At 72.6% G+C, this 24,154-nt stretch carries 25 protein-coding genes and 1 pseudogene; 13 read left to right on the top strand and 13 right to left on the bottom strand.

Annotation, left to right across the window (positions count from 1 at the left end):
* The first annotated feature begins 65 nt into the window (after positions 1 to 65).
* From AMK18_RS12700 to AMK18_RS12715, 4 genes are read left to right on the top strand one after another with little or no spacing between them, the layout of a single operon-like run.
* On the top strand, positions 66 to 1,001 hold the full coding sequence (locus AMK18_RS12700; protein WP_073862865.1) for an ABC transporter ATP-binding protein: 936 nt from the start codon (positions 66 to 68) through the stop codon (positions 999 to 1,001).
* The gene (locus AMK18_RS12705; RefSeq protein ID WP_073862866.1) at positions 998 to 1,738 is read left to right on the top strand and encodes an ABC transporter permease; all 741 of its coding nucleotides are present in this window, start codon (positions 998 to 1,000) and stop codon (positions 1,736 to 1,738) included. The genes AMK18_RS12700 and AMK18_RS12705 overlap by 4 nt, the downstream gene beginning before the upstream one ends.
* Positions 1,735 to 2,913: a sensor histidine kinase gene (locus AMK18_RS12710; protein ID WP_079199274.1), complete on the top strand. Its 1,179-nt coding sequence runs from the start codon at positions 1,735 to 1,737 to the stop codon at positions 2,911 to 2,913. The genes AMK18_RS12705 and AMK18_RS12710 overlap by 4 nt, the downstream gene beginning before the upstream one ends.
* Positions 2,910 to 3,521 (top strand): response regulator transcription factor, encoded by a 612-nt coding sequence (locus tag AMK18_RS12715; protein ID WP_018100838.1) that lies wholly within the window; start codon positions 2,910 to 2,912, stop codon positions 3,519 to 3,521. The genes AMK18_RS12710 and AMK18_RS12715 overlap by 4 nt, the downstream gene beginning before the upstream one ends.
* A 239-nt stretch (positions 3,522 to 3,760) precedes the next feature.
* On the opposite strand, the gene AMK18_RS12720 is transcribed toward AMK18_RS12715, so the two are convergent.
* Complete coding sequence (locus AMK18_RS12720; RefSeq protein WP_073862867.1) at positions 3,761 to 4,690, bottom strand: SDR family oxidoreductase; 930 nt, start codon at positions 4,688 to 4,690, stop codon at positions 3,761 to 3,763.
* Between the two features lie 122 nt (positions 4,691 to 4,812).
* Between AMK18_RS12720 and AMK18_RS12725 the strand changes: the two genes are divergently transcribed.
* Positions 4,813 to 5,385, top strand: a complete 573-nt coding sequence (locus tag AMK18_RS12725; RefSeq protein WP_073862868.1) for a TetR/AcrR family transcriptional regulator — start codon at positions 4,813 to 4,815, stop codon at positions 5,383 to 5,385.
* 87 nt (positions 5,386 to 5,472) lie between these two features.
* Here the strand turns inward: AMK18_RS12725 and AMK18_RS12730 are convergent, their stop codons facing one another.
* The gene (locus AMK18_RS12730; RefSeq protein ID WP_073862869.1) at positions 5,473 to 7,287 is read right to left on the bottom strand and encodes a coagulation factor 5/8 type domain-containing protein; all 1,815 of its coding nucleotides are present in this window, start codon (positions 7,285 to 7,287) and stop codon (positions 5,473 to 5,475) included.
* A 297-nt stretch (positions 7,288 to 7,584) separates the two neighbouring features.
* On the opposite strand from AMK18_RS12730, the gene AMK18_RS12735 reads away from it, so the two are divergent.
* Positions 7,585 to 8,217: a class I SAM-dependent DNA methyltransferase gene (locus tag AMK18_RS12735; RefSeq protein ID WP_073862870.1), complete on the top strand. Its 633-nt coding sequence runs from the start codon at positions 7,585 to 7,587 to the stop codon at positions 8,215 to 8,217.
* 58 nt (positions 8,218 to 8,275) lie between these two features.
* On the opposite strand, the gene AMK18_RS12740 is transcribed toward AMK18_RS12735, so the two are convergent.
* Positions 8,276 to 8,818 (bottom strand): TetR/AcrR family transcriptional regulator, encoded by a 543-nt coding sequence (locus AMK18_RS12740; protein ID WP_073862871.1) that lies wholly within the window; start codon positions 8,816 to 8,818, stop codon positions 8,276 to 8,278.
* A 19-nt stretch (positions 8,819 to 8,837) separates the two neighbouring features.
* Positions 8,838 to 9,416 (bottom strand): sugar O-acetyltransferase, encoded by a 579-nt coding sequence (locus AMK18_RS12745; RefSeq protein WP_073862872.1) that lies wholly within the window; start codon positions 9,414 to 9,416, stop codon positions 8,838 to 8,840.
* Between AMK18_RS12745 and AMK18_RS12750 the strand changes: the two genes are divergently transcribed.
* Positions 9,378 to 10,730, top strand: a complete 1,353-nt coding sequence (locus AMK18_RS12750; protein ID WP_338014062.1) for an MFS transporter — start codon at positions 9,378 to 9,380, stop codon at positions 10,728 to 10,730. The genes AMK18_RS12745 and AMK18_RS12750 overlap by 39 nt on opposite strands.
* Before the next feature lie 13 nt (positions 10,731 to 10,743).
* Here AMK18_RS12750 and thrS read toward each other — a convergent pair.
* The 5 genes and pseudogenes from thrS to AMK18_RS12775 all read right to left on the bottom strand — a co-directional run.
* Positions 10,744 to 11,976, bottom strand: a pseudogene (gene thrS, locus AMK18_RS12755) (threonine--tRNA ligase); the annotation flags it as partial.
* Positions 11,977 to 12,183: 207 nt separating this feature from the next.
* Positions 12,184 to 12,891 (bottom strand): class F sortase, encoded by a 708-nt coding sequence (locus tag AMK18_RS12760; RefSeq protein WP_018105471.1) that lies wholly within the window; start codon positions 12,889 to 12,891, stop codon positions 12,184 to 12,186.
* Between the two features lie 121 nt (positions 12,892 to 13,012).
* Complete coding sequence (locus AMK18_RS12765; RefSeq protein WP_073862875.1) at positions 13,013 to 13,744, bottom strand: hypothetical protein; 732 nt, start codon at positions 13,742 to 13,744, stop codon at positions 13,013 to 13,015.
* 231 nt (positions 13,745 to 13,975) lie between these two features.
* Positions 13,976 to 14,815, bottom strand: a complete 840-nt coding sequence (locus AMK18_RS12770; RefSeq protein ID WP_073862876.1) for a transglutaminase-like domain-containing protein — start codon at positions 14,813 to 14,815, stop codon at positions 13,976 to 13,978.
* Between the two features lie 3 nt (positions 14,816 to 14,818).
* Complete coding sequence (locus AMK18_RS12775; RefSeq protein WP_073862877.1) at positions 14,819 to 15,817, bottom strand: GNAT family N-acetyltransferase; 999 nt, start codon at positions 15,815 to 15,817, stop codon at positions 14,819 to 14,821.
* 117 nt (positions 15,818 to 15,934) lie between these two features.
* Here AMK18_RS12775 and fdxA point away from each other — a divergent pair, with 117 nt between their 5' ends.
* Positions 15,935 to 16,255, top strand: a complete 321-nt coding sequence (gene fdxA, locus AMK18_RS12780; RefSeq protein WP_018105475.1) for a ferredoxin — start codon at positions 15,935 to 15,937, stop codon at positions 16,253 to 16,255.
* A 117-nt stretch (positions 16,256 to 16,372) separates the two neighbouring features.
* Positions 16,373 to 17,467, top strand: a complete 1,095-nt coding sequence (locus AMK18_RS12785; protein ID WP_018105476.1) for a bifunctional succinyldiaminopimelate transaminase/glutamate-prephenate aminotransferase — start codon at positions 16,373 to 16,375, stop codon at positions 17,465 to 17,467.
* 66 nt (positions 17,468 to 17,533) lie between these two features.
* Here the strand turns inward: AMK18_RS12785 and AMK18_RS12790 are convergent, their stop codons facing one another.
* On the bottom strand, positions 17,534 to 17,983 hold the full coding sequence (locus AMK18_RS12790) for an ATP-binding protein (RefSeq protein WP_073862878.1): 450 nt from the start codon (positions 17,981 to 17,983) through the stop codon (positions 17,534 to 17,536).
* Positions 17,984 to 18,297: 314 nt separating this feature from the next.
* The gene (locus AMK18_RS12795; protein WP_443333221.1) at positions 18,298 to 19,221 is read right to left on the bottom strand and encodes a hypothetical protein; all 924 of its coding nucleotides are present in this window, start codon (positions 19,219 to 19,221) and stop codon (positions 18,298 to 18,300) included.
* Between the two features lie 36 nt (positions 19,222 to 19,257).
* Between AMK18_RS12795 and dapE the strand changes: the two genes are divergently transcribed.
* Together dapE and AMK18_RS12805 are read left to right on the top strand one after the other, a co-directional pair.
* Entirely contained in the window at positions 19,258 to 20,337 is a 1,080-nt protein-coding gene (dapE, locus tag AMK18_RS12800; protein ID WP_073862880.1) for a succinyl-diaminopimelate desuccinylase, read from the top strand.
* A gap of 108 nt (positions 20,338 to 20,445) precedes the next feature.
* Entirely contained in the window at positions 20,446 to 21,231 is a 786-nt protein-coding gene (locus AMK18_RS12805) for a TIGR00730 family Rossman fold protein (protein WP_018105480.1), read from the top strand.
* A 135-nt stretch (positions 21,232 to 21,366) separates the two neighbouring features.
* On the opposite strand, the gene folP is transcribed toward AMK18_RS12805, so the two are convergent.
* Positions 21,367 to 22,227, bottom strand: a complete 861-nt coding sequence (folP, locus tag AMK18_RS12810) for a dihydropteroate synthase (RefSeq protein ID WP_198957013.1) — start codon at positions 22,225 to 22,227, stop codon at positions 21,367 to 21,369.
* A gap of 132 nt (positions 22,228 to 22,359) precedes the next feature.
* On the opposite strand from folP, the gene AMK18_RS12815 reads away from it, so the two are divergent.
* Both AMK18_RS12815 and AMK18_RS12820 read left to right on the top strand, forming a co-directional pair.
* Positions 22,360 to 22,749: a DivIVA domain-containing protein gene (locus AMK18_RS12815; protein WP_073862882.1), complete on the top strand. Its 390-nt coding sequence runs from the start codon at positions 22,360 to 22,362 to the stop codon at positions 22,747 to 22,749.
* The gene (locus AMK18_RS12820; RefSeq protein ID WP_073862883.1) at positions 22,746 to 23,333 is read left to right on the top strand and encodes a DNA-3-methyladenine glycosylase I; all 588 of its coding nucleotides are present in this window, start codon (positions 22,746 to 22,748) and stop codon (positions 23,331 to 23,333) included. Before AMK18_RS12815 ends, AMK18_RS12820 begins: the two co-directional genes overlap by 4 nt.
* A gap of 7 nt (positions 23,334 to 23,340) precedes the next feature.
* Here the strand turns inward: AMK18_RS12820 and AMK18_RS12825 are convergent, their stop codons facing one another.
* Entirely contained in the window at positions 23,341 to 24,153 is an 813-nt protein-coding gene (locus tag AMK18_RS12825; RefSeq protein WP_073862884.1) for an enoyl-CoA hydratase/isomerase family protein, read from the bottom strand.
* Between the last annotated feature and the right edge of the window lies 1 nt (position 24,154).

A 24,154-nucleotide genomic window follows, 5' to 3' on the forward strand; every position in this document is an offset into this window, starting at 1 on the left:
TGTCATCCCGGATCCACGACCGCTGACCCTGCCGCGCGCACCCCCCGGTCCGCCAGTCTTGACGCATGACAACGACAGCCACCGGAGCGACCGCGACGAGGACCGCGGTGGTCAGCTTCGACCAGGTCAGCAAGGTCTACGGGGACGTACGCGCCGTCGACGGGCTCACCCTGGACCTGCATCCCGGCGAGACCGTGGCCCTCCTCGGCCCCAACGGCGCCGGCAAGTCCTCCACCCTCGACCTCCTCCTCGGCCTGCGCACCGCCGACTCCGGCGCGGTCAGCCTCTTCGGCACCAGCCCGCAGGAGGCCATCAAGGCCGGCCGGGTCGGCGCCATGCTCCAGAGCGGCGGCCTGATGGAGGACGTCACCGTCGAGGAACTGGTCCGGCTCGCCTGCGATCTGCACCCGCGTCCCCACCCGGTCGGCGAGGTGCTGGCCCGGGCGGGCATCGCGTCGATCGCCGGCCGGATGGTCAACAAGCTCTCCGGCGGCCAGGAGCAGCGCGTACGGTTCGCGCTCGCCACCGCCGGCGCCAACGACCTCATCGTCCTCGACGAGCCGACGACCGGCATGGACGTCACCGCCCGCCAGGCGTTCTGGGCCACCATGCGCGAGCAGGCCGAGCAGGGCCGCACCGTCCTGTTCGCCACGCACTACCTGGAAGAGGCCGACGCGATCGCCGACCGCGTCCTCGTCCTGCACAAGGGCCGCCTGCTCGCCGACGGCACCGCCGCCGAGATCAAGGCGAAGGCCGGGGCCCGCCGGATCTCCTTCGAGCTGGAGGGCGCGATCGACCAGGCCGCCCTGCGCGCCCTGCCGTTCCTCGCCTCGCTCGACGTCAACGGCCGCCGGGTGCGCATCCAGTCCCACAACGCCGACGCGACCGTCCACGCGGTCTACGGCCTCGGCCTCTACCCGCGCGAGCTCGAAGTCGCCGGACTCGGCCTGGAGCAGGCCTTCGTCGCCATCACCGAGGCCGAGGAGGCCAAGACCTCATGAACACGCTGATCCGGCTCGAAGTCACCCGCACCCTGCGGAACAAGAAGTTCATGTTCTTCTCGGTCATCTACCCGTCGGTGATCTACCTGCTGATCTCCGGCACCCAGAACGACACCGACAAGATCCCGCACACGGATCTGACCCTCCAGTCCTTCTTCATGGTCTCCATGGCCTCCTTCGGCGCGCTGACCGCCGTCCTCATGGGCAACAGCGAGCGCATCGCCAAGGAGCGCGAAAAGGGCTGGGTGCGCCAGCTGCGGCTGACCGCGCTGCCCGGCCGGGGCTACGTCCTCGCGAAGATCGCCAGCGCCGCCATGGTCACCCTGCCGTGCATCGTCGTGGTCTTCCTCGTCGCCGCCTCGGTCAAACACGTCCGCTTCGACCTCTGGCAGTGGTTCGCGCTGACCGGCGTCATCTGGGCCGGCTCCCTGGTCTTCGCCGCGCTCGGCGTCGCCATCGGCTACATCACCAGCGGGGACGCGGTCCGCCCGGTCACGATGATCATCTACTTCGGCCTCTCCATCCTCGGCGGCCTCTGGATGCCCAGCGCGACCTTCCCGCAGTGGCTCCAGAACATCTCCGAGTGGCTTCCCACGCACGCGTACGCTGCTCTCGGCCAGGCCGTCGAAATGGGCGGCGCGCCCCACGCCAAGGACGTCGCCGTCCTCTGCGTCTACTTCCTGCTCTTCGCGGGCGGCGCGGCCTGGCTCTACCGGAAGGACACCTTGAAGGCGTGAACGACGACGAGATGTCGGTGGGGCTCGGGCGGCCGCCCGCGACCGCCCGGCAGGCCGGGATCAAGCTGCTGTGGATCGGGATCTGGCTCGCCTTCATGAGCGCGCCGGTCAAGGACCTCGCCGACGGCAACCACACACCGTGGGCGACCGCGCTCGGCGTCCTCGGGCTGCTGGTCTTCGTCGGCGCCTACCTGGTCCTGGTCTTCCGGCACACGTCGAAGGCGCTCGACCCCTTCCGGGTCCGGGCGTCGATCGCCTTCCTCGGGGCGGTCGCGGTGCTGATGTCGCTGACGTTCGGCACGCCGTGGCTGGTCCTCTTCGTGTACGTGTCGGTCTCCGTCGGGGCCACGCTGCCGCTGCGGACCGCGCGCTGGCTGATCCCCGTCGTCACCGCCGTCCTGGTGGGCGTCGGGGCGACCCTGGAGGACGCGCGCGAGATCATCACCGCCCTGGTCTTCCCGGCCCTGCTGGGCGGGTTCGCGATGACGGGCGTACGGCAGTTGGTCCGCACCACGATCGAGCTGCGCCAGGCCCGGGCCACCGTCGCGCAGCTCGCCGCCAACGAGGAGCGGCTGCGCCTCGCCCGCGACCTGCACGACCTGCTCGGCCACTCCCTCTCGCTGATCACCCTCAAGAGCGAGCTGGCCGGCCGGATGCTCCCCGACCGGCCCGAGCTGGCGGCCGCCCAGGTCGCGGACATCGAACAGGTCAGCCGCCAGGCCCTGGTGGACGTACGCAGTGCCGTCACCGGATACCGCCGCCCGACGCTCCCCGGCGAACTGGCCGGGGCCCGCACCGCGCTGGCCGCCGCCGGAGTCGACGCCGACGTCCCGGCCGACGTGCCCGAGGGGCTGCCCGAGAAGGCGGAGGAGGTGCTCGCCTGGGGGCTGCGGGAGGCGGTCACCAATGTCGTACGCCACAGTGGTGCGCGCCGCTGCACGGTGACCCTGACGCCCCGCCAGACGCTGGACGGGCGAGTGCTCGAACTCACCGTCGCCGACGACGGCCGGGGCGCCGCCGGAACCGCGCCCGGCAACGGCCTCACCGGCCTCACCGAACGCCTGGCCTCGGTGGACGGCACCCTCACCACCCGGCCCACCCACCCCCGTTCGGGCAAAGGCTTCACCATGGTCCTCAGCGTTCCGTTCGAATCCGGCCTAGGATCCGCGGAATGAGCATGATCAGACTTCTCCTCGCGGAGGACCAGTCCATGGTGCGCGAGGCCCTGGCGGCGCTCCTCGGCCTGGAACCGGACATCGAGGTGGTCGCCCAGGTCGCCCGCGGCGACGAGGTCCTGGCGGCGGCCCGGGAGCACTCCGTCGACGTGGCCCTCCTGGACATCGAGATGCCCGGCATGACCGGGATCGAGGCGACGGCCCGGCTCCGCGAGACCCTGCCGGACGTGAAGGTCGTGGTCGTCACGACGTTCGGCCGGCCCGGTTATCTGCGCCGCGCCATGGAGTCGGGCGCCGATGCCTTCCTGGTCAAGGACGCCCCCGCGTCCCAGCTCGCGGAAGCGGTACGTAAGGTGCTCGCCGGCGAACGCGTCATCGACCCCGGCCTCGCGGCCGCCGCCCTCGCCGACGGGGCGAACCCGCTGACCGACCGCGAACGCGAGGTCCTGCGCACCGCCGCGGACGGCGCGACCAACGCGGAGATCGCCGCCTCCCTCCACCTCTCCCAGGGCACCGTCCGCAACTACCTCTCCATGGCCATCCAGAAACTGGCCGCCCGCAACCGCGCCGAGGCGGTCCGCCTGGCACGGGAGAAGGGCTGGCTGTAGGGCCTGTCGTCGCGGCGGCACCCGCCGCCGCGACCGCGTCACCGCCCCGGGGCCACCAGCCCCGCCTCGTACGCGATGATGACCAGCTGCACGCCGCCTCCGCGCTGCTCGCCCCGGTCGCCGCGCTCGCGGGCCTCGCGCTCCACCCGTCGTCGGAGGCGGGCGCCTGGACCGTCTACGCCCTGTGGGCACTGGTCGCGGTGCACCGCCGCGACCAGTGAGGGCGGTGGGGCTACGCGTTACGCGCCCGGCGTGCCGAAGTAGTGCCCCTGGTCCAGGTCCTCGATGAGCCCGGGTCCGGTCGGCTTCCAGCCGAAGCGTTCGCGGGTCAGGGCGCTGGAGGCGGGCGAGTCGAGGCTCACCATCCCGGCCAGCCAGCCGAAGTGGCCGGGCGCGTCCTCGGGGGTGACGGAGGCCGTGGGGACGCCGAGGTGGCGGCCGATGGTCTCGGCGACGGAGCGCAGCACGACGCCTTTCTCGGCCGCCGCGTGCAGCGTGGTGCCGGCGGGGGCCTGCTCCAGGGCCAGCCGGAACAGGTGCGCGACGTCCTCGCGGTGGGCGGCCGGCCAGCGCTGGGAGCCGTCGCCGATGTAACCGGAGACGCCCTTGGCGCGGGCGGTGGCGACGAGCGAGGCCACGAAGCCCTGGTCCCCGTCGCCGTGGACCGTCGGGGGCAGCCGGACGACGGACGAGCGGACGTCGCGGGAGGCGAGGGCGATCGTCGCCCGCGCGTTGTCCTGGCGTCCGCCCGGGCCGCCGGCCGGCGCGTCCGGATCGGCGCTCCGCCCGTCCTCCTCGGTCGCGACCCGGCCGGGGGCCAGCCCGAGGAGCCCGGAGGCGATGACGAAGGGCTTGCCGGACCCGGCGAGCGCGTCCCCGAAGGCGTCGATGGCCTTCCGGTCCGCTTCGGTGGCGCCCTGGAAGTCCCCGGAGAACGCGATGTCGTGCTTGAACGCGAGGTGGAGCACCCCGTCCGCGTCGGCGGCGGCCTCGCGCAGCACGTCCAGGTCGTCCAGCGATCCGCGTCGCACCTCGGCCCCGGCGGCGGCCAGCGCCTCGGCCGAGGCATCCGAACGGGCGAGCCCGACAACCTGGTGACCTGCCCCGATGAGCTCGGGAACGACGGCGGAACCGATCCAGCCGGACGCGCCGGTGATGAATACACGCATGAGGAAACCTCCTGGAACAGGCTGACGATCCGGGCGGCGGGAACGCTGCCGGACCCCTGATGTCAGCGACTGTCATCAGCCTACTCCCGATGTCAGTGACTGTCATCCCATAGACTCGCCGTATGGGTCGATGGGAGCCGAACGCACGCGGCAGGCTGGAGCAGGCCGCCATGGAGCTCTACGCCGAGCGGGGTTACGAGCAGACGACCGTGACCGAGATCGCGAAGCGGGCCGGGCTCACGGAGCGCACGTTCTTCCGGCACTACGCGGACAAGCGCGAGGTGCTGTTCGCGGGCTCCGCCCTGCTCCAGGAACGCATGGTGAGCGCCCTCGACGGTGCGCCCCCGTCCGCGCCCCCGATCGACGCGGTGGCGGCGGCGCTCCAGGCGGCCGCGGCCGTGCTGGACGAGCGGCATCCGCAGGCGATGCAGCGGCAGCGGATCATCACGGCCAACGCGGAGCTCCAGGAACGCGAGCTGGTCAAGCTCGCGTCCCTCGCCTCGGCGATGGGGGAGGCCCTGCGGGCACGCGGCATCAGCGAACCGGCGGCGAGCCTGGCGGCCGAGGCGGGCATCGCCGTCTTCAAGGTCGCCTTCGTGCGCTGGATCGACACCACCGGGGTGCGCGGCCTGGGCGCGTTCGTCCTGGAGGGTCTCGCCGGACTCGAATCCCTGATGGCGGGCGGCCGCCCCTGACACGACGACGCCCGCCCCGTCGGAAGTGACGGAGCGGGCGTTCTCGCTGAGGACTCCGGTGACCGGAGTCCCGTACCTGCCTGCGGTCTACGGGAAGGACACGACCTGGGACGGGACGGTCTCCGTACCCGAGGTCGGCGAACCCGTGTCGTTGATGACGTGGTTGTACTGGCCCTGGCCGCCGAGCGAGACGACGATCAGGTCGTGGAACTTCACGCCGGCCTTGACCGGGGCCTCGAAGCCGTGGTCCTGGCGGATGCTCGGGTCGACGTTGAAGTAGCAGTAGCTGCCGAGCCCCCAGCCCTCGTGCGTGTTGACCGAGTCGTCCACCTTGTAGGCCGCGAAGCCCTTGACGTCACCGTTCTGGACGGCGTCCTGATTCGGCGCGTCGTAGGCCTTCTCGTTCTGGAAGAAGATCGTCTTGCCGTTCTCGCCGGACCAGCGGACGTCGTACTTGTTGAAGTGCTCGACGAAGAGTCCCGTGGCCAGGACGTTGTCGCCGTTGACCTGGAGGCCGTAGTCGGAGCGGTTGGTCTCCCAGCCGATGCCCTCGCCGTGGTCGGCGCGCCACAGCCAGGTGTGGTCGATGATCGTGTCGTTGCTGTTGATCACCATGCCCGTGGTCGCCTTGCCGGCGCCCGCGCCGCCGACCCGGACGAACACGTCCTGGACGCTGGTCGGGTTGTCCGCGTGGCTCGCGGACGCACCCTCGGGGCCGACCTCGACCAGGGTGTCGCTGTTGGTGGTGCCGGCGTCGATGAGCAGCCCGGCCAGCTTCACGCCGTCCACGTCACCGACCTTGAGGGCGGTGACCCCGTTGTCCGGGATGATCGTGGCCAGGCCGAGGCCCAGCACGACCGTGTTGGCGCGGTCGATGTTGATCGTCTGGTCGACGTGGTAGATCCCCGGCGTGAACAGCAGGTGCAGGCCCTGGTCCACCGCGGCGTTGATCGTCTCCGCGCTCGCGCCCGGCTTCACCACGTAGAACTGGTCGAGCGGGATGGACTCGCCCTGCGGGGTGACGTTGGCCCAGGAGACGCCGCGCGCGTTGGTGCGCTTGGCGGGGACGAACACCTTGTAGTCGTCGCCGTCCAGGTAGAGGAACGGCTTCTCGCGGGAGACCGGGGTGTTTTCGAGGGTGGTGTACGGCGGCTCGGGGAAGCTCTGCGCCGGAGCACCCTCGACACCCGAGAACGTCATGTTCCAGACGCCGTTGCCCCAGCTGCCGATGGAACTGTCGCGGGTGTACCACTGCTGCTGCGAGTACGGTCCGACCTGCCCGTCGATCTTGCTGTCGGCGATGTACCCGCCGCTCGCCCAGCCGTACCCGTCGGGGGCGAGGTTGAGGCCGCCCTTGACGTGCATCCGGCGGAACGGAGCGGCCTGCGAGACGGCCCAGCGGTCGGTGCCGTTGACCGGGTTCAGCGCCAGGTTCTCCGCCGAACGCCAGAAGTTCTGCGTGGCGTTGCCGTTGAACCAGCCCGCGTCCACGGTGACATCACCGTTGAACGTGGTGTCGTCGGGGTTCAGCCCGAGACCAGCGATCGACGTGTAGAAGCCGATCTGCGCGTTGATGTTGTCGTACGTGCCCGGCTTGAACATCAGCGCATAGCGGCCGTCGCCGAACTGCGCCGACTCCTGCTTCTTGAAGACCTCGTCGACCTTGGCCTGGATGTCCGGCGTCGACGGGTCGAACACCATGACGTTGGGCCCGAGATCGCCGCCGCCCTCGACGGCCTGCGCGTCCTGCCCGAAGGCGGTCTGCGCCGTGGGGACGGCCATGAGCAGCGACACGGCGAACGCGGCGAACCCGAAGGTCCTGCCCCGGCGCCTGCGGCGGGAGGGTGCGGTGGAGGTGGGTGTGGGGGGTGTGGTGGGGGCTTCCGTGGGGGGAAGGTGCATGGACGTACGTCTCCTGGGTCTTGGTGCGGGTGACGCGACGAACGGTCCGGTGAACACTCAGAGAGCGCTCTCCGGTGGGTGTTGATGGTTCCGCTGTTACCCGGGACACGTCAAGAGGTGTGCATCGGAAGCCTTACGCGAACCGCTCCGTGCGCAACAAATAATGTCTGCGGCACGGCAATTGACCCGCTCTATGGCCAGTTTGGCGTGCTCTTGCGTTCAGGAACTGGTGGTGGCCGCCCGGGAGCGCGGGGTGCCCGGCTCTCATCGGCACAACCACCCCGTAGGGTCGTACGGATGACCGAACTCGACGCGACCCGCGCCTACTACGACACCGTCGCCGAGGACTACGCCGCCCGCGTCCCCGGCCTCTTTGCCGAGGACGTGCCGGGGCGTGCGCTGATCGGCGCGTTCGCGGAGGAGGTCCGGGCGGACGGCGGGCTCCCCGTCGCCGATCTCGGCTGCGGACCGGGCCATGTGACGGCCCATCTGGCCGGTCTCGGGCTGAGCGTCCACGGCGTGGACGTGTCGCCGCGCATGGTGGACATCGCCCGGCACCGCCACCCGGAGCTGCGCTTCGAGACCGGAACGATGGACGCGCTCGGACTGCCGGACGGCGGCCTCGGCGGGATCGTCGCCTGGTGGTCCATCCTGCACACGCCGCCGGATCTGCTCCCGGTCCTCTTCGCGGAGTTCCGCCGCGTCCTGGCCCCCGGCGGCCGGCTGCTGCTGGGGTTCCACGCCGGGAACGGAGAGCCCTACACCTCGGAGAAGCGTTCCGGCGGATTCGCGTACGCCATCCACCTGCTGTCCACCGACCGGGTTGTCGGACAACTGGAGGAGGCCGGGTTCACCCTCACCGCCCGGCTGACCACCCCGGGCACGAGGTGGCCCCAGGTGTGCCTGCTGGCGCGGGCGGCCGGTGCGTGAGAGGTGACCTGGCCGGCACCTTGGTCAGGTGGGGTGCCGGCCAGGGGCTGTGGGCGCGTCAGGCGCGCGTGATGCGGGCGATGGCCTCGACGGTCAGGGCGCGGTCGTGCGGTTCGGTCTCCAGCGCCCGGTGGATGGAAAGGCCCTCGATCAGCGCGTCGAGCTGACGGGCCGTCGCCGGGTCGAAGTGCCACTCCAGGGCGACCCGGCTGCGGCGCATCCACTCGCGGGTCAGCTCGCGGTAGGCGGGCTTGCGGGCGGCGAGGGTGTACAGCTCGTGCGTGAGGACCAGTTCGCGCTGATTGCCGCCGGACAGATGGTGGACCAGATCGGCGACCGCCTCCCGGGCCTCGTCCTGCGTGGTGGCGGCGCCCAGCCGCTCCTCGAAGACGGCGACGATCCCGCTGGAGAAGCGGGTGAACGCCTCCCGCAGCAGCTCGTCCATGCCGGCGAAGTGGTACGTCATCGAGCCGAGGGGCACCCCGGCGCGCGCGGCGACCTTGCGGTGCGAGGTCCCGGCGACCCCCTCGGCCGCGATCAGGTCGAGCGCGGCGATGATGATGCGCTCCCGCCGCTCGGGGTCGTTCCGTCCGGTCGCCACCTGGGTCCCTGTCTCTCGTCTAGATCGAACGGATCACCCGGGCCGGATTGCCCACGGCGACCACGTTGGCGGGGATGTCCTTGGTGACGACGGCACCCGCGCCGATGACGCTGTTGTCCCCGATGGTCACCCCGGCCAGCACGATCGCCCCGCCGCCGAGCCAGACATTGTCGCCGATCGTGATGGGCCGCGCCGCCTCCAGCTTGTCCCGGCGCGGCTCCGGCTCCACCGGATGCGTCGGCGTGAGCAGCTGGACGTTCGGCCCGACCTGGCAGTCGCGGCCGATGGTGATCGGCGCGACGTCCAGCGCGGTGAGGTTGTAGTTGATGAACGTGTCCTCGCCGACCGTGATGTACGAGCCGTAGTCGACGTACAGCGGCGGCCGGATGTGCGCCCCCGCGCCGAGCCCGCCGAGGAGTTCGGCGACGACCGGCTGCGCGGCGTCCGGGTCCTCGGTGTAGGCGGCGAGATAGCGGGCGGCCAGCCGCACGGCCCGCTTCTGGGCCTCGACGATCTGCGGGTCGTCCGCGATGTACAGGTCTCCGGCGAGCATCCGCTCGTGGTTCGTGCGCGGATCGCCCGCGAAGTAGTCCGTCATGGGTACGAGCGTACACTCCAGGCGTACGATCGTACGCTCGTGGCGCCCGCCACTTTCCGACCGTCGCTTTCCGACCTTCTGACGAGGCCCCGCTGTATGGATGCCGCCACACGCCGCTGGCGTGCCGCACTGTTCCTCTTCATGCTCGCCGCCGGTACCGGCATGGCCTCCTGGGTCGCGCGCACCCCGGCCGTCCGGGACGGGCTCGACGTGTCCACCGGCGCGATGGGCCTGGTGCTGTTCGGGCTCTCCACCGGTTCCATGGCCGGTGTCATGGCGTCCGGGCCGCTGGTGCGGCGCCACGGGGGCCGGACGACGATCCTCGGCGGGGTCGCCCTGATCGTCGCCGGGATGCTGGTCGTCGCGGCCGGCACCGCCCTCTCGCTCGCCCCCGTGGTCTTCGCGGGACTGGCCCTGTTCGGCGGCGGGATGGGGATGAGCGAGGTGGCGTTCAACATCGAGGGCGCCGCCGTCGAGAGCGCCATCGGCCGGCCCGTCCTGCCGGTGCTGCACGGCTGCTTCAGCCTGGGCACCGTCGTCGGGGCGCTCCTCGGCATGGCGCTGACGGCGGCCGCGTTCCCCGTCGGCTGGCATCTGACACTCGTCGCGGTGCTGATAGCCGCGGCCGGTACGCGGTCGGTCCTCGCCATTCCGCCCGGCACCGGCAAGGACGACGCGCCCGCCGCCGACTCCGGGCAGGGCGGCCTGCGCGGCCAGCTGCGCGTATGGCGCGACCGGCAGCTCGTCCTCATCGGCGTGATCGTGCTGGCGATGGCCTTCGCGGAGGGCGCGGCCAACGACTGGCTGCCGCTGCTCATGGTCGACGGGTACGACGTGAGTCCCACGGCGGGCTCGCTGACCTTCTTGGTCTTCGCCGCCTCCATGACCCTGGGCCGGCTCGCCGGCGGCCCCTTCCTGGAGCGGTTCGGCCGGGCGCTGGTCGTCCGGATCAGCGGCCTGACCGCCGCACTGGGCCTGGCGGTGGTCATCGTCGCCCCGAGCCCCCTGATGGCGGGCGCCGCCACGGTGCTGTGGGGGCTCGGCGCCTCGCTCGGCTTCCCGGTCACGGTGTCCGCCGCGGGCGACCACCCGACGGACGCCGCCGCCCGGGTGGCCGCGGTCTCCACGGCGGGCTACGGCGCCTTCCTGGTCGGCCCGCCCGCCCTCGGCTTCCTCGCCGACCACATCGGCCTGCGCCTCACGATGACCGTGGTCCTCGCGCTGGTGGCCGTGGCGGCCCTGCTGGCCGGGGCGCTGGGCCCCGGCCGCGCGAGCGACGCGGCCGGGACGGAGGCGGCGCCGGTCGTGCCCTGAGGAGGCCGCCCCCTTACGCCTCCTCGTCCCACAGCGCGGTGCTGTGCGCGGCGGTCAGCGCGGCGATCCGGGACAGCGCCTCCACGGCCGGCATCGGGGCGAGCCGGCGGCCGTCGCGCAGGCGGAGCGCGACGAGCCCGTCGGCCGCCTCCGCCGCGCCGATCACCACCTGGTACGGCACCAGCCTGGCCTCGCGGATGCGGGCGCCCAGGCTGCCGCGCTCCCGGCCGCTGACCTCCGCGCGCAGCCCCAGCCCGGCGCACCGCCCGGCCAGCGCCTCCGCGTCCGGGAGTTCGGCGTCGGACACCGGCAGGACGGCCAGCTGTCGCGGGGCGAGCCAGGCCGGGAAGGCGCCGCCGTGCTGCTCGATGAGGTGGGCCACGGCCCGCTCGACGCTGCCGATGATGGACCGGTGCACCATGACCGGGCGGTGCTTCGCCCCGTCGGCCCCGATGTAGTGGAGGTCGAAGCGCTCCGGCTGGTGGAAGTCCACCTGCACGGTCGACAGGGTGAACTCGCGGCCCGCCGCGTCCTCGACCTGGACGTCGATCTTCGGCCCGTAGAAAGCCGCCTCGCCCTCCGCCGCCTCGTACGGCAGCCCCGACGCCTCCAGCACCTCGGTCAGCAGCGCGGTCGAGCGGCGCCACAGCTCCGGGGCTGCGACGTACTTGCCGCCCGGCCCCGGCAGCGAGAGCCGGAAGCGGGCCGCGCGGATGCCCAGTGCCTCGTACGCCCGGAGGATCATGCCCAGCGCCCCGCGCGCCTCGTCGGCGACCTGCTCGACGGTGCAGAAGATGTGCGCGTCGTTCAGCTGGATGGAGCGCACCCGGGTCAGTCCGCCGAGCACCCCGGACAGCTCCGCGCGGTACATCCCGCCCAGCTCCGCCATCCGCAGCGGCAGTTCGCGGTAGCTGTGCGCCCGGGAGCGGTAGATCACCGCGTGGTGCGGGCACAGGCTGGGCCGCAGCACCAGCTGCTGTCCCTCGCCCAGGTCCATCGGCGGGAACATGTCGTCGCTGTAGTGCGCCCAGTGTCCCGAGCGCTCGTACAGCTCCCGTTTGCCGAGCACGGGCGAGTACACATGGCGGTAGCCCGCCTGCCGCTCGGCGCCCCGGACGTACTCCTCCAGGGTGTGCCGCAGCTCCGCCCCGTCCGGCAGCCAGTAGGGGAGTCCCGCGCCGATCAGCGGATCGGTGTCGAACAGTTCCAGCTCGCGGCCGAGTTTGCGGTGGTCGTGCATGGCGGTCTCCTCGCGTGGGAAGGGCGAGCGACCCCACGCGAAAGCCCCGGGGCACTCGCCCCGGGGCTTGTCGGCTGGTCAGCAGTCAGCGCGCCGGGACACTCTCCGGCGTCGTCGTGTTCATGGCGGCACGCTGCATGGTTCCGACGCTAACAGCGCCCCGCGCCCGCACGCATCGGGTTTTCCCTCCCGTACGCGGGGGAAGACCGCCGCTCACCCCTTCTTCACCGAGTCCAGGTGCGCGAAGACCACGACGTTGTCCTCGTAGTCCTTGGCCTTCCGGTCGTAGTTGCCGCCGCAGGTGATCAGCCGCAGCTGCGCGTCCGGGGTGTCGGCGTACACCTTGTCGTCCGGGAAGTCCGCCTTGCTGAACGTCTCCACGGTGTCCACGGCGAACGTGGCCACCGTGCCGTCGGCGCGGGTGATGTCGACGGTCGCCCCGGGTTTCAGGAAGCGCAGCTGGAGGAAGACGGCCGGACCGGTCGTGGTGTCCACGTGGCCCGCCACGATCGACGCCCCCCGTTCGCCGGGCGTCGCACCGTCCTTGAACCAGCCGACCAGGTTCTTGTCGTTCGGCGGCGGTGCGTCGAGCCGTCCCGAAGTTCCGATGGAGAGCGGGGTGAACGGCGCGTCCACCGCGATCGCCGGGATGCGCAGCCGCGTCGGCACCGAGCGCGGCAGCGAGGGCGACTCGCTCGGGGTGGCGTCCGCCGAGGCCGCGGCCGACGGCGACGCGGCGGCGGAGGCGGCGGCCGGCGGCGGGGAGGGCGCCTTGTCGTCGGCCGGGGATCCGATGGAGTGGTAGATCAGGGTCATGCCGAGACCGGCCGTCGCGAGGGGCCAGAACAGGGCCCGGCCGAGCGAGCCGGTGCGGGACGCGGCCCCGGGGGAGGGGGTTTCGGTGGTCTGCGGGGCGGCCATGGGGAACGTGCCTTTCGTCCGACGGGGGCGGTACGAGTGAGGGGGACCGGGGAAACGCGGGCGCCGCGGCCGCCGGCCCCGGAGGGACGGCGACCGCGACGACAGAGGACCGCGGGGCCGGTCAGGCCATCGCACCGCCGGACGCCTGACGGCGGCGGAGCCGGTACGCGGCCACCCCGGCGCCACCGAGCAGCAGCAGCGAACCGGCGGCCAGACCGCTGCCGGTCATCGCCATCGCGCCGCCACCCGTGTGCATGCCGCCGTGCGGCTTCTCCTCGTCCTTGTACTTGCCGCCCTCGTCACCGGGCTGCCACTCCGTGACGGTCTGCGCCAGGGCGCCGCCGCCGGTGTGGACGCCGCCGTGGGGCTTGTCCTCGTCGTCCTTGCTGTACTTGCCGCCTTCGTCGCCCGGCTGCCACTCCTTGGCGAGCGTGTTGGCCAGCGCGCCGCCGCCCGTGTGGACGCCGCCGTGCGGCTTCTCCTTGTCCTTGTACTTGCCGCCCTCGTCGCCGGGCTTCCACTCCTCGGCGACCGACTTGGCGAGGGCGCCGCCGCCGGTGTGGACGCCGCCGTGGGGCTTGTCCTCGTCGTCCTTGCTGTACTTGCCGCCCTCGTCGCCCGGCTGCCACTCCTTGGTGACGGTCTTCGACAGCGCGCCGCCGCCGGTGTGGACGCCGCCGTGCGGCTTGTCCTTCTTCCACTCGCCGTCGGAGTTGTCGTGCTCGTGGTCGGAGGCGGACGAGCCGCCGTGCTGCTGGTCGGCGGCGACGGTCATCGCGTAGGCCGAGGGGGAGGTGATGGTGAGGACCGCCGTGACGGCGGCCGCTGCGAACAGGGTGCGGGCAGAGCGCATCTGTACACATTTCCTTTCGTCGCCCCTGCGAGGAGTGACGGCGTGTCGACTCCTGGTGACGCAGTGGCTACGTGATCCACCGTCAGTCCGAACCCGGGAGCGCGCCATCGGAGAGCGCCGCATTGGGGCTACGGCGTGGGCCCATCGAGTGGCGATGAACGGATAATCACCCGTTGGACGGCATGCCGCGCCCCCATGAGGTTTGGGCGCGGCGCCACACCTCCCGCTCCGTCAGTTCAGGAGCGCCCGCGCCGCTCGCGCGCTGTTGCGCACCGACTCCGCCACGGCCGGCTCGATCTCCTCCACGACCTGCGCGTACTCCTCCATCTCGGCCGCCCCGCGGAGGAACTCGCCCGCGCGCACCAGCAACTGGGCGTGCTCGTAGCGCAGCCTGGCCGGATGCGAGGGCAGCAGCAGCGACAGCTCGGCCGCCCACAGCGCCACGGCCGTGTGCTCCGGGCGGGCCGCGGCCCAGGCCCGGATGTTGTTCAGGACCCGCAGCACGACCTCCAGCGGCCGCGCGGGCTCCAGCGACGAGGGCTCCCACCGCTCCCCGGTCGCGCTCGTCACCATCAGCTCCGCGTCCTGGTCCGTCAGCGGCCGCCCCCCGGCGAACGGATCGGCGAGCACCCGCTCGGCCGGGTCGCCGAAGCCGACCACGAAATGACCCGGCAGAGCCACCCCGTACACCGGGGCGCCCGCGCGCCGGGCGACCTCGATCCACACCACCGACAGCAGGATGGGCAGCCCGCGCCGCCGCCGCAGCACCTCGTGCAGCAGGGACGACTCCAGCCGCTGGTAGTCCGCCGCCGCCCCCTCGAACCCGCACCGCTCACCGAGCAGTTCGGCGAGCGCCGACGCCCAGGCATGGGCCCCGCGCAGCCCGTACGGGAGCAGTCCGGCGAGCCGGTCCAGCTCGATCTGGGCCTCGTCGATGCCGTGCGCGTCCAGCTCCGGATCCGCCTCCGCCGCCACCAGCAGGCACAGCAGCGCCAGGTCGGGCCGGTCGGCCCGGGCCTCCTCCGCGAACCGGCGGCGCAGCTCCTCGCGGTCGTTCCCCTCGGGCGCCATCGGTCACACCGGCCGGAAGTGGTGGTAGCGGTGGTGCGTCGCGAAGCCCATCCCGTCGTACAGCGCGCGGGCGCCCTCGTTGTCCGCCTCCACCTGCAGCCAGGCCGCGGACGCGCCCTCGTCCATCGCCTGCCGGGCCAGCGCGGTCATCACGGCCGTCGCCAGGCCCCGGCGGCGGTGCTCGGGAGCCACCTCGACGGCCATGAAACCGGCCCACCGCCCGTCCACCACGCACCGCCCGATCGCGGCGGGCGCTCCGCCCTCCTCGCCGGGCACGGTCGCGAACCACACCGAGGGGCCGCCGTGCAGCACCGCCGTCACCTCAGGACCCGGCGCCCCCACGCGCTGGTAGCGGGAGAGCCACGCTGTACCGGCCGTACGCTCCAGCCGGACCCGGGACACCTCGGCCGGCAGGTCACCGACCGGGGCGAGCGCCGCGATCCGCACCTCCGCCGTCACCTCGCGCCGCCAGCCGTGCTCCTCCAGCGCCGCGCACAGTTCCTCCTGCGCGCCCTCGGCGCCGGTCGCGGTCTGTACGTACGCGGGCAGCCCCCGGTCCGCGTACCACGCGCGGACGCGTCCGAGCGCCGCGTCGAGCGGCATGCCCGGGTCGCCGAGCGGCAGCACCGAGTTGGCGCGGCGGGTGAATCCGGCGGCGGCGCGCAACTGCCAGTCGCCCAGCGGCTCGCTCTCCACGGGCTGCCAGGCGCGCGCGGTCACCCGGGCGAGTTCGGCGAAGGAGGCGGCGGGGCCGCGGCGCCGGGCCGGGGCGGAGGGCACGACCTTGCCCGCCACGAGCGAGGACTCCGCGATGCGCACCGACACGCCGTTCTTGGGTGTGACGCACAGCACACCGTCGTTCCATGATGTGAGAACGCCGACCGTGTCGGTGAATTTCGCCCCGTCGGAGCCGTCTTCGCCCAGACGCCGGACTGATACCCGTTTGCCCACGTCAGCCGGTGCAATTCGGACCTCAAGCCGTCCGCCGATGGTGAATTCCACAGCTCTGTCCGCCCCTCCTGTTCGGATCGTGCCCGCGAACGGAGATACTAGGTGCGGGCATCGACGACGCCGCGCTCCCGCGCGAGAGCCAACGCCCTACCGAGGAGGAACGACAGCGTGACCTACGTCATCGCGCAGCCTTGTGTCGACGTCAAGGACAAGGCCTGCATCGAAGAGTGCCCCGTCGACTGCATCTACGAGGGCCAGCGGTCCTTGTACATCCACCCGGACGAGTGCGTCGACTGTGGAGCCTGCGAGCCGGTCTGCCCGGTGGAAGCGATCTTCTACGAGGACGACACCCCGGACGAGTGGAAGGACTACTACAAGGCGAACGTCGAGTTCTTCGACGACCTCGGTTCGCCGGGTGGTGCCTCCAAGCTTGGTCTGATCGAGCGCGACCACGCGTTCATCGCCGCGCTGCCGCCGCAGAACCAGTAACAGCGCCCCGGCACGTGCGCCGCCCGGTCCCGTACGGCTCGCCGCCGTGCGGGACCGCGGTGTTTCCCGCGCCCGCCGGGCCGCCCGCGTGAACTCCGTACGAGAAAGCAGAGAGCCGTGTCCGCAGTCTCCTCCCGCCTCCCGGTCTTCCCCTGGGACAAGCTGGCGCCCTACAAGTCGACGGCCGAGGCCCACCCGGACGGGATCGTGGACCTGTCCGTCGGGACCCCCGTCGACCCGGTGCCCGAGCTGATCCGGCAGGCGCTCGTCGCGGCTGCGGACAGCCCCGGCTATCCGACGGTGTGGGGGACCGCCGCGCTGCGCGACGCGCTCACCGGCTGGGTGGAGCGGCGGCTCGGCGCGGTCTCGGTCGCCCATGAGAACGTGCTGCCCGTCGTCGGCTCCAAGGAGCTGGTGGCCTGGCTGCCGACCCAGCTGGGCCTGGGCCCCGGCGACAAGGTCGCCTACCCGCGCCTCGCCTACCCGACGTACGAGGTCGGCGCCCGGCTCTGCGGCGCGGAGCCGGTGGTCTACGACGACCCGACCGAGCTCGACCCGGCCGGCCTGAAGCTCCTCTGGCTCAACTCCCCGTCCAACCCGACCGGCCGCGTCCTCGCCAAGGACGAGCTGATCCGCATCGTCGCCTGGGCGCGCGAGCACGGCGTCCTGGTCTTCAGCGACGAGTGCTACCTGGAGCTGGGCTGGGAAGCGGAGCCGGTCTCGGTGCTCCACCCGGACGTGTGCGGCGGTACGTACGAGGGCGTCGTCGCCGTCCACTCCCTCTCGAAGCGGTCCAACCTGGCGGGCTATCGCGCCGCGTTCATCGCGGGCGACGCGGCCGTACTGGGCGAGCTGCTGCAGATCCGCAAGCACGGCGGGATGATGACGGCCGCACCCGTCCAGGCCGCGACCGTCGCCGCGCTCGGCGACGACACGCACGTCGCCGAGCAGCGCACCCGGTACGCGGACCGGCGCGCCGCCCTGCGCACGGCCCTGGAGGCCCACGGCTTCCGCATCGAGCACAGCGAGGCGAGCCTCTACCTCTGGGCCACCCGCGACGAACCCTGCTGGGACACCGTGGCGTACCTGGCCGAGCTGGGAATCCTGGTCGCGCCCGGCGACTTCTACGGACCGGCCGGCGACCGCTTCGTCCGCGTGGCGTTCACGGCCACGGACGAGCGCGTGGCGGCGGCGGTCAAGCGCCTCGGCTGACCACCGGCGTACGAGAGGGCCCCCGGGAGCACGCGCTCCCGGGGGCCCTCATGCGTGGGGCGGGCCTCAGCCGAGCGGCAGGCCCTGGGTGAGCGCGTCGGTGGGCAGACCGCCCTTGGCCGCGCCGGTGAGGGCGCCGGCGACGTCGGTGCCCTTGGACGAGCCCTTGGACGAGCCCTTCGACGAGCTCTTGGTCGCGCTCTTGGCCGTGCCGGAGACCTTCTTCGCGGCGGGGGCGGCCTTGCCGCCGACATCGGTGAGCGTCTTGCCCGCCACCGGCAGCGCGGTGCCGACGAGCTTGCCGCCGGTCTCGTTCGCCGCACCCGAGGCCGGCTTGGCGGCGCCTTCGACCGTCTTGCCGAGACCGGAACCCTCGACGCTGGTGAGACCGCCGAGGTCCGGGGCCTGCGGGAGCTCCGCGGCACCCGCGGCACCGGCCGCACCGACCACGGGGGCCGCACCCGCCGCGATCAGCAGCGCGGTACGGGCGATCCGACGGGTCAGGGGGAGGGACATGATGCTCCTTCGACGGGAGAGGAATTCGGGCTATCCGTGAGCCGGACGCCATGACAACCGTCGTGGGGGCGGGTGAGGTTGCGGTGCGGTGACGTAAAGACTGAGCAATGCGTCGGATAATCCTCAGCGGAGGAACCCGGGCAAACGGTGCGCTCCGCCGTCACCCGGCGAACCGTCACTCCCCTTGCGCCGCAAGGCTCACGGGAGGCGCGCGACCGACCCCCGATGGACCTTCAGGGGGGCGCCGGGGGCGCACGACGGTACCCCCGTCCGGGCGACGGCCCGCACGCGTGCGCGGGCGGCCTCGAGCGTGCTCAGCTCACCAGGCGGAGCCGTACCTCGTCCGTGTCGGACGCCTCGCGCTTCGACGCCTCGCGCTCCGTGCGCCAGCCCGAGCCTGCCGCCCAGACCCGGCCCCCGTACGCGACCTGATCGATGCCCAGCGCCTCCGACTGGGCCACCGCCCAGTGCGCCAGCTCCCAGCCGCGCTGCGGTACGCCGTCCCGGTCGGCGCGGCGGTCCGCCCGCACCGGGACGGTGAGCGCGCCCGAGGCCGCGGGGCCCGCCGCGGCGGTGCCGGCCGGAAGGACGCCCTCGCCGAACGCGTTCACCAGGGCCGCCCGCACCTTCGTCGCATCGCCCGTCCCGGCGGTGGTCCGCGGCGGCTCGCAGTCCAGCGCGGCCGGGGTGCGGCCGGTCAGCGCGGCGGCCAGCAGCGCCGCGTCCGGCTCGTGCTTGGCGTACGCCTGCGGGAAACCGCTGCGCTGGACGCGCTGCGCGGCCTCGGTCAGCGGCAGCCGCGAATAGCCCGGCACCTTGGCCAGGTGCTCGTAGAACTTCCCGGCCGCGTACACCGGGTCCATGATCTGCTGCTCGGTTCCCCAGCCCTGCGAGGGCCGCTGCTGGAACAGCCCGAGCGAGTCCCGGTCGCCGTGGTCGAGGTTGTGCAGCGCGGACTCCTGCAACGCCGTGGCCAGCGCGATGGTGACCGCGCGCTCCGGCATCCCGCGCCGGGTGCCGACGGCGGAGATCGTCGCGGCATTGGCGGCCTGCTCGGGCGTGAGCCGGTACGAACCGTCCGCCGACCGCACCGTGCACTGATCGGACCCGCGCCCGCCCGAAACGTACTGAACCGTCAGATAACCGGCCACCGCCGCGAGCACACCGACGGCCGCCACGATCCGCAGCCGGCGACTGCGGCCGGGACGCCGGGGAGCAGCGGAATCGGTCCTGGTCACAGGGCCCACGGTACGCGAGGCACTAGGCTCGTAGCCATGGCCGAAAGCATGCTTGACCTCACCCTTGACGGGCCCGCCCTCACCGCCGCGCTCGTGGACTTCCCCTCGGTCAGCGGGGACGAGAAGGACCTTGCCGACGCGATCGAGACGGCGCTGCGCGCACTGCCGCACCTGAGCGTCGAGCGGTACGGGAACAACGTCGTGGCCAGGACGGATCTCGGCCGTTCCGAACGCGTGATCCTGGCCGGGCACATCGACACCGTGCCGATCGCCGACAACGTGCCCTCCCGGCTCGACGCGGACGGCCTCCTCTGGGGCTGCGGCACCTCCGACATGAAGTCCGGCGTCGCCGTCCAGCTGCGCATCGCCGCCACCGTGCCGGAGCCCAACCGGGACCTCACCTTCGTCTTCTACGACCAGGAGGAGGTCGCCGCCCACCTCAACGGCCTCGGCCGCATCGCCGACGCCCACCCGGACTGGCTGAAGGGCGACTTCGCCATCCTGCTGGAGGGCTCGAACGGCGAGGTCGAGGGCGGCTGCCAGGGCACCCTGCGCGTCTTCCTCCACCTGACGGGCGAGCGCGCGCACTCCGCGCGCAGCTGGATGGGGTCCAACGCCATCCACGCCGCCGCCCCGGTCCTCGCCCGCCTCGCCGCGTACGAGCCCCGGCGGCCGGTGATCGACGGCCTGGAGTACCACGAGGGCCTGAACGCCGTACGCATCGAGGGCGGCGTCGCCAACAACGTCATCCCCGACGCCTGCACGGTCGTCGTCAACTACCGCTACGCCCCCGACCTCGGTCAGGAGGAGGCCCTGGCCCACGTCCGCGAGGTCTTCGCGGAGTGCGGCGTCGCGGAGTTCACGGTGGACGACCACTCCGGCGCGGCGATGCCCGGTCTCTCTCACCCGGCGGCCAAGGCGTTCATGGACGCGGTCGGCGGCGTCGCCCGGCCCAAGTTCGGCTGGACGGACGTGGCCCGCTTCGGCCCCCTCGGCGTCCCCGCGGTCAACTACGGCCCCGGCGACCCCGTCCTCGCCCACAAGCGCGACGAGCACGTCAAGGTCGAGCGCATCACCCACTGCGAGGAGCGCCTGCGCTCCTGGCTCACCGCCTGACCCACGTCCGACCTTCCGCCTTCCCCTGTCCGTAACCCGTGGCGATCTACGCTGGCGGGAGACGGAGGCGTCGCAGGGCGCCCCCGACGTCGGCGGAGGGAGCAGGTCATGGGCGACCGCGAGGACGCGCGCATTCCCGAGGGTGCGGAGATTCCCGAGGGCGCGGTACGGCCCGAGGAGCAGCGCCTCGGACCCGTACTGCGCCGCAGGGACCAGGTGCAGCCCGGCACGACCGATCAGCGGCTGCTGGATTCCGAGGACGACTCCGAGTGGGTGCACACCGACCCGTGGCGGGTGATGCGCATCCAGTCGGAGTTCGTGGAGGGCTTCGGCGCGCTCGCCGAACTGCCGAGCGCCATCAGCGTCTTCGGCTCGGCCCGTACGCCCGCCGGTGCGCCGGAGTACGAGGCGGGTGTACGGATCGGCAGGGCGCTGGTCGACGCGGGCTTCGCGGTCATCACCGGGGGCGGGCCGGGCGCGATGGAGGCGGCGAACCGGGGCGCGCGCGAGGCGAGCGGCATCTCGGTCGGCCTCGGCATCGAGCTGCCCTTCGAGTCCGGGCTGAACCCGCACGTCGACATCGGCGTCAACTTCCGCTACTTCTTCGTCCGCAAGACGATGTTCGTCAAGTACGCCCAGGGCTTCGTCGTCCTGCCCGGCGGCCTGGGCACCCTGGACGAACTCTTCGAGGCGCTGACCCTGGTCCAGACGGGCAAGGTCACCCGCTTCCCGATCGTCCTCTTCGGCACGGCGTACTGGGGCGGCCTGGTGGACTGGCTCCGCGACACGGTGGTGGCCCAGGGGAAGGCGTCCGAGCGGGATCTGTTGCTGTTCCACGTCACGGACGACGTGGACGAGGCGGTGGCGCTGGTGACGAAGGAAGTCGGCCGCTGAGCGTTACGGGGGCGCTGCCCCCGTACCCCCGCTCCTCAATCGCCGGAGGGGCTTGATTTTGGCCGCGCGGCCACTTTCAGCCCCGCCGGCGTTTGAGGCGCGGGGTCCGGGGCGGAGCCCCGGAAACCCCAACCCCTACGCCAGCCCCCGCCGCGCGACCGCCGGGGGCCGCCACCCCGCGAGGGAAGCCACCATGTCCAGGACATCCCGTGTCTCGGCCACCTCGTGGACCCGGTACACCCGCGCCCCCAGCCACGCGGACACCGCCGTCGTCGCCAGGGTCCCGAGGAGCCGTTCCTTCACCGGCCGGTCCAGCGTCTCGCCCACGAAGTCCTTGTTGGAGAGCGAGACCAGCACCGGCCACCCCGTCTCCGCCATCTCGCCGAGCCGGCGCGTCGCCTCCAGCGAGTGCCGGGTGTTCTTCCCGAAGTCGTGCCCGGGGTCGATCATGATCCCGTCCGGCCGGACCCCCAGGGACACGGCCCGCTCGGCCAGCCCCACGGTCACCCGCAGGATGTCGGCCATCACGTCCTCGTACCCCACCCGGTGCGGCCGGGTCCGGGGCTCCGCCCCGCCCGCGTGGGTGCACACCAGCCCCGCCCCGTACCGCGCCGCGACCTCCGCGAGCTTCGGGTCCACCCCGCCCCACGCGTCGTTCAGCAGGTCCGCCCCCGCCTCGCAGACCGCCTCGCCGACCTCGTGGCGCCAGGTGTCGACGCTGATGACCACGTCCGGGTGGCGGCGGCGCACCTCGGCGACGAACCCGACCGTGCGACGGGCCTCCTCCTCGGCGGTGACCTCGTCACCGGGCCCCGCCTTGACGCCGCCGATGTCGATGATCGCCGCGCCGTCGGCCACGGCCCGCTCGACCCGGGCGAGCGCCGGTTCGTCCCGGAAGGTGGCGCCCCGGTCGTAGAAGGAGTCCGGGGTGCGGTTCACGATCGCCATGATCACCTGCTCGTGCGCCCCGAATTCACGCCGCCCCAGCCGGAGCACACCGCTTGCCATCCGTGTCCCTTCCTGTGAATCCGGCCCCGCATCATTCGCCGAGGCCAACAGCCGACACTAACTGTCAGTGCCGCATGGCACGATCGGACCCGGACGAATTCCGCTCCCGGGGAGATACGCGTGTTCTTGTTCTTGCTGCTGGCGATGGTGGTGGTGGTTGCCGCGGTCACCCTCGCGGTGGTCGGTGGAGGCAGGAGCGCCGTCCTGCAGGACGTGGCGCCCGAGCAGCTGACGGACCCGCTGCCCGCCTCGCGCCCGGTCGGCCGGGCGGACGTCGAGGCACTGCGGCTCCCCGTCGGCCTCCGGGGCTACCGGATGGCGGAGGTGGACGACGCGCTGGGCCGGCTCGGCGCCGAACTCGCCGAGCGGGACGCGCGGATCGCGGAGCTGGAGTCCGCCCTGGCCGGTGCGCAGGCGACCAGGACGAGCGGCCCCGACCTGTTCAAGCCCGACCTGTTCAAGGAGGGGCACGACCAGCCGCCCCACGACGACGAGGAGCCGGGCCGATGACCGGCGGAGCCGTGGCGGCGGCGGACGGCGGACTGCGCTGCCCCTGGGGCCTGTCCACCGAGGACTACCTCTGGTACCACGACACGGAGTGGGGCCGCCCGGTCCACGGCGACGACGCCCTGTTCGAGCGGCTGTGCCTGGAGGCGTTCCAGTCGGGCCTGTCCTGGCTGACGATCCTGCGCCGCCGCGAGGGCTTCCGCAGCGCGTTCGCCGGATTCAGCATCCCGGCGGTCGCCGAGTTCACCGAGGTGGACCGGGAACGGCTGCTGGCCGACGAGGGGATCATCCGCAACCGCGCGAAGGTCGACGCGACCATGGCCAACGCCCGGGTGCTGGCCGGCTGGGGCACCGGCGAGCTGGACGAGCTGATCTGGTCGTACGCCCCCGACCCGCTGAGCCGCCCGGCCCCGAAGACCCTCGGGGACGTACCGGCGGTCACCCCCGAGTCCACGGCCCTGGCCAAGGAGCTGAAGAAGCGGGGGCTGCGATTCATCGGACCGACCACGGCCTACGCCCTGATGCAGGCGTGCGGCCTGGTGGACGACCATCTCGCCGACTGCGTCTCCCGCCCCACCCCCGCGTAGGACCCGCCTACCGCCCGAGGTACTTCGGCTTCTCCTTCGCGAGGAACGCCCGCACCGCGATCCCGTGGTCCTCGGACACCCCCGCCCTGGTCTGGAGCTCGTCCTCCTTCTCCAGGGCCTCGGCCAGGCTGTGACCCGCGCCGAAGGCGAGCGACTCCTTGAGCGCCGCGTAGGCGACGGTCGGCCCGTCGGCCAGCGCGCGGGCCACCGCGGCCGCCTCGGCGGCCAGCTCGGCGGCGGGCACCAGCCTGTTGACGATGCCCAGCTCAGCGGCGTCCCGCGCGGAGATCGAGCGCGGGAAGAGCAGCAGGTCGGCGGCGCGGCTCTGGCCGATGAGCCGGGGCAGCGTCCAGGACATGCCCGAGTCGGCGGTGAGGGCGACCCCGGCGAACGAGGTGTTGAAGGAGGCCGTGTCGGCGGCCACCCGGTAGTCGCAGGCCAGCGCGAAACCGAAGCCCGCCCCCGCGGCCGCGCCGTTGATCCCGGCCACGACCGGCTTCGGCATCTCGGTCAGCGCCCGCACGATGGGGTTGTAGTGCTCCCGCACGGTGCTCAGAGCGTTGCCCTCGCCCGCCGCCTCGGTCTCGGCCAGCTTGGCCAGGTGCTCCTTGAGGTCCTGCCCGACGCAGAAGGCGCGCTCCCCGGCCGCCGTGAGCAGCACCGCCCGGACGCCGGTGTCGGCGGCGGCGGACCGCAGCGTGTCACGGAGAGCGACCTTGGCGGCGGTGTTCATGGCGTTCATCGCGTCCGGGCGGTTGATCGTGATCGTCGCGAGCCCGTCGCTGATGTCGTAGCGCACCACGTCGTCGTGATCGGCCATG

Source organism: Streptomyces sp. CB01249 (assembly GCF_001905735.1).
GTDB lineage: Bacteria > Actinomycetota > Actinomycetes > Streptomycetales > Streptomycetaceae > Streptomyces.